The 3,750-nt window shown below is 73.9% G+C and carries 3 protein-coding genes; 1 reads left to right on the plus strand and 2 read right to left on the minus strand.

The window, feature by feature from the left end:
• Positions 1 to 1,659: AAA family ATPase (locus tag H5J33_RS26935; protein WP_399552929.1), on the minus strand; the 1,659-nt coding region annotated here is incomplete at its 3' end.
• A complete protein-coding gene (locus H5J33_RS26940) occupies positions 1,623 to 2,273 on the minus strand; it encodes a TetR/AcrR family transcriptional regulator (RefSeq protein WP_181797443.1) in 651 nt (216 codons plus the stop codon). The genes H5J33_RS26935 and H5J33_RS26940, both read right to left, overlap by 37 nt.
• 63 nt (positions 2,274 to 2,336) lie before the next feature.
• On the opposite strand from H5J33_RS26940, the gene H5J33_RS26945 reads away from it, so the two are divergent.
• Positions 2,337 to 3,750 (plus strand): MFS transporter (locus H5J33_RS26945; protein ID WP_181797444.1); only part of this gene is annotated, 1,414 nt, incomplete at its 3' end.

The raw sequence follows: 3,750 nt of genomic DNA on the forward strand, positions 1-3,750 counted from the left end.
GTCACCGGTGAGCAGGGTGAGCACACCGAGGACGGCGAAGGCGCCGACGGCCGGTTCCTCGGCGGGGTCGACGGGACCGAGGTCCGTCAGCGCGCCCCGCAGGGTGCGCCGGGCGCCGTCCAGGTCGCCGTCGAGGGCGAGGGCCTGGGCGAGGTTGACGAGGCCGGCGAAGGCGGCGGCGTCGCCGGCGTGGCGGGGCCGGTCCAGGCCGTGCAGCCGGCTGACGGCGGTGGCGGGCGCGTCGGCGGCGAGGGCGATGAAGCCGAGCCGGCGCAGCAGTTCGGGCTGGTCACCGGGTTCCCCTTCCTGGACGCAACGTTCCAGCAGGACGCGGGCCTGCGGCAGGTCGGTGCGGGACAGGGCGGCGCCGGCGGCCTCGAACAGCAGCCGGTAGGCCCAGCGGGCGCCGAGGGGCGGGGCGTGCCTGAGGTGGTGCACGACCTCGGGTGCGGGGGTGCCGCGGGCGTGCAGGGCGAGGGCCGCCGCCGCGTGCAGCCGGCCGTGTTCGCTGGGCGGCAGCGCGGCGAGGAAGGAGACGGGCATCATCGGCTGGGCGAAGACGGCGGTCGTGCCCGTCCCGTCGGTCTCCTGGAGGACGCCGCAGCGGACGAGGGTGTGGAGCATGTCGGCGGCGTCGCCGCGGGGGAGGCCGGCGAGCTCGGCGACCAGAGCGGCGCTGCCGGCCCGGCCGGTGATCGCGACGGCGTCCAGGGCCCGGCCGACGCCGGGGAAACGTTCCTCGAAACGGGCCACGACGGTCTCCGCGACCTCGACGGACCCGAGGCCGGCGATCTGCTCACAGGTCGGTTCGGTGGCGGTGCCGACGCGTCTGAGTTCGCGCAGCAGCGCGTGCACGAACAGCGGGTTGCCGCCGGTGTGACGGTGGCAGGCGTGCACCAGGTCCTCGGCGACGGGTCGGCCGAAGAAGGAGGTCAGCAGATAGCCGACGGCGTCCGGGGCCAGGCCGGGCAGCACGGTGCGCTGGTGGAAGTCGGACAGGACGCGGGCGAGGGCGGCGCTGGTCTCGCCCCACCCGCCCTCGCCCCGCGAGCCGTCACGGGACGCGCACGCGCCGGGTGTGCCGGTGCCGCCCTGCGGTCCGCCCGCACAGCCGCGCGCCAGGCCGGGGGTGAGGGTGGCCAGCAGGGCCACCGGCTGCCCCTCCAGCCGGGCCGTCAGGCATTCCAGCCAGCGCAGCGACGCGTGGTCGGTCCAGTGCAGGTCGTCGACCGCGATCAGCAGGGGAGTACGGGGACCGCGCGCCCCGATGAGCTGGTCGAGCCGGTCGGCGGCGGCCTCGGGCGTGACCGCCTGTTTCCCGGACGCGTCGGAAGGGGGTGGCGGGCCGGGGTACAACTGGCGCAGCACGTCACGGGCCAGGGCGGTCCCCGAGGGCCGGGCGCGCAGGGAGACCGTCTCGAATCCCCGCGCCCGGGCGGTTCTCACCGCCGCCCGCAGCAGATACGACTTGCCGGCCCCGATACCTCCTTCCAGGAGAAGACTGGCCCCCGCTCCGGATGCTGCGGAGGCGAGGACCTTCCGTAAATCCGACACTTCACAGTCGCGGCTGAGCACACCAATCCCTTTCTCGTCCCATGGGGCCCGGAATGCTGTTGCCGGAGTCAGACGCTGTCCACGGCTGCGCGATGGCAGCGCCACTGCGGCGTGGCGACACCGGCGAGGACGACCTCCACGACATCCTCGGCGAGGGTCGGTGTGAGCGGCAGGTGACCGAACAGCACCCGGTAGTAGGCGGTGGAGCCGAGCATGTCGAGCAGCAGGTCGATGTCGGCGTCCGGGCGGATGTCGCCCCGCTGGATGCCGCGGCGCAGGGCGGCTCCGGTGGCGGCGCGGCGCGGGTGGAACAGCTCGTTGAGGAACTCGGACTCCAGTTCGGGGTCGTCGGCGAGGTCCGCGATCAGAGCGGGCAGGGCGCGCCGACCGATGCTGGTGGTGAAGGCGTGGCTCAGGGTGCGGATGCCGGCGATGAGATCGCAGTGGGTGCAGCCGGTGTCGGGAGTGGGTGAGGCGCCCATCGTCTGCACGAGCGCCTCGACCACCAGGTGCTGGCGCGAGCGCCAGCGGCGGCGCAGCGTCGGCTTGCTGGTGCCGGCCCGGGCGGCGACCGCCTCGAGCGTCAGCCGGCCGTACCCGACCTCGTTGAGGATTTCCATCACCGCGTGCCGTACCGCCGTGTCGATCCGCTCGTCGCGCGGTCGGCCGCGTGAGCGCTGCGCCGTCGGCGGGGCGGTGTCCTGTGGCGTCTTCACCATGGCTCCAGTATATTACCTTTCCGTTCCGGATCGAAACGTAATTCACTCACGCGAGGTGACGTCATGTCTCAACCCGTCGGCGAGTTACCCGAAGGCATGGGAGGATCTGCGGCCGACGCAGCGTCCGCCCTGCCCGAGCGAGCGACGAGCGTCTTCTCCGGCCGGTACCGGGCTCTCAGCCTCGGCGTGATCCTCTCGGTGAGCATGGTCGCGTTCGAGTCCTTGGGTGTGGCCACGGTGCTGCCCGACATCGCCCGGAGCCTGGACGGGCTGGGCGCGTACGGATGGGGCCTGTCGGCGCTGATGCTCGCGAACATCATCGGCACCGTGCTCGCGGGGCGGACCGCCGACCGCCGGGGTCCGTGGGCGCCGGTGGCAGCGGGCATGGCCGTCTTCGCGGCCGGCTGCGCGGTGGCCGGGGCGGCCGGCTCCTGGCCGCTGTTCCTGGTGGGCCGCTTCTGCCAGGGCCTGGGCGTGGGCGCCGTGATGGCCATGGCCTACACGGTGATCGGACTGGCCTATCCCGAGCAGCTGCGGGCCCGGATGTTCGCGCTCCTCTCCTCGGCCTGGACGATCCCGTCGCTGATCGGCCCGGTGGTCGCGGGCACCCTGGCGGACAGCACCACCTGGCGCGCCGTCTTCCTGCTGATGCTGCCCATCGTGGCGATCGCCGCACTGCTCACCCTGCCCGGCCTGCGCCGTCTGGAGCGTCCGCGCGAGGAGGGGCGCACGGCCCCGGCCGAACCCTGGTGGAAGGGCCCGCTGGCCAACGCCGTGCTGCTGACCGTGGGCACCGGTGTGCTGCTCCAGGCACTGCTGCTGAAGAACATGGTCCTGCTGGCGGTGTTCGCGGTGGTGGGTATCGCCGTCGCCCTGCCGGCGCTGCGCCGGGTCACCCCCGAGGGCACGCTGACCGCGCGCGCGGGGCTCGGGGCCGGCGTGGTCATCCGGGGACTGCTGTGCGGGGCGTACTTCGGCAGTGAGGCCTATCTGCCGCTCGGCCTCCAGGAGTTGCGGGGCCAAAGCGCGTGGGCGGCCGGCCTCGGCCTGTCGGCGGGCGCCATCGCCTGGGTGCTGGGCTCGGCCTGGCAGGCCAAGCGGGACGCCGAGGCGAACGGGCGCACCGGGAGCGTGGCCCTCGGCTTCGTCGTCCTGCTGCTGGGCGTCGGCGTGATCGGGCTGTCCATCCTGTCCGACTCGGTCCCGGCGTGGCTCGCGGTGGTGGGCTGGGCCATCGGCGGTGTCGGCATGGGTGTGGCGTTCAACGCGGCCACGACCGACACGCTGGAACAGGCGCCGGCGGAGCGGCAGGGCGAGATGAGCGGCGCGCTGCAGCTCGCGCAGACCCTCGCCACCGGTGTGGTCGCCGGTCTCGGCGGCGCGGCGCTGGCCATCGCCGAGCACTACGACTCCTCCACCCGTGCGGCGCTGGCCGGACTGTTCGCCTTCACGGCGCTGCTCGCCTTGATCGGCGTCC

This window comes from Streptomyces sp. WELS2 (assembly GCF_013870595.1).
Lineage (GTDB): Bacteria > Actinomycetota > Actinomycetes > Streptomycetales > Streptomycetaceae > Streptomyces.

Coding starts and splice junctions, on each gene's coding strand:
- H5J33_RS26940 (WP_181797443.1), bottom strand. CDS start 2,273: ATGGTGAAGACGCCACAGGACACCGCCCCGCCGACGGCGCAGCGCTCA.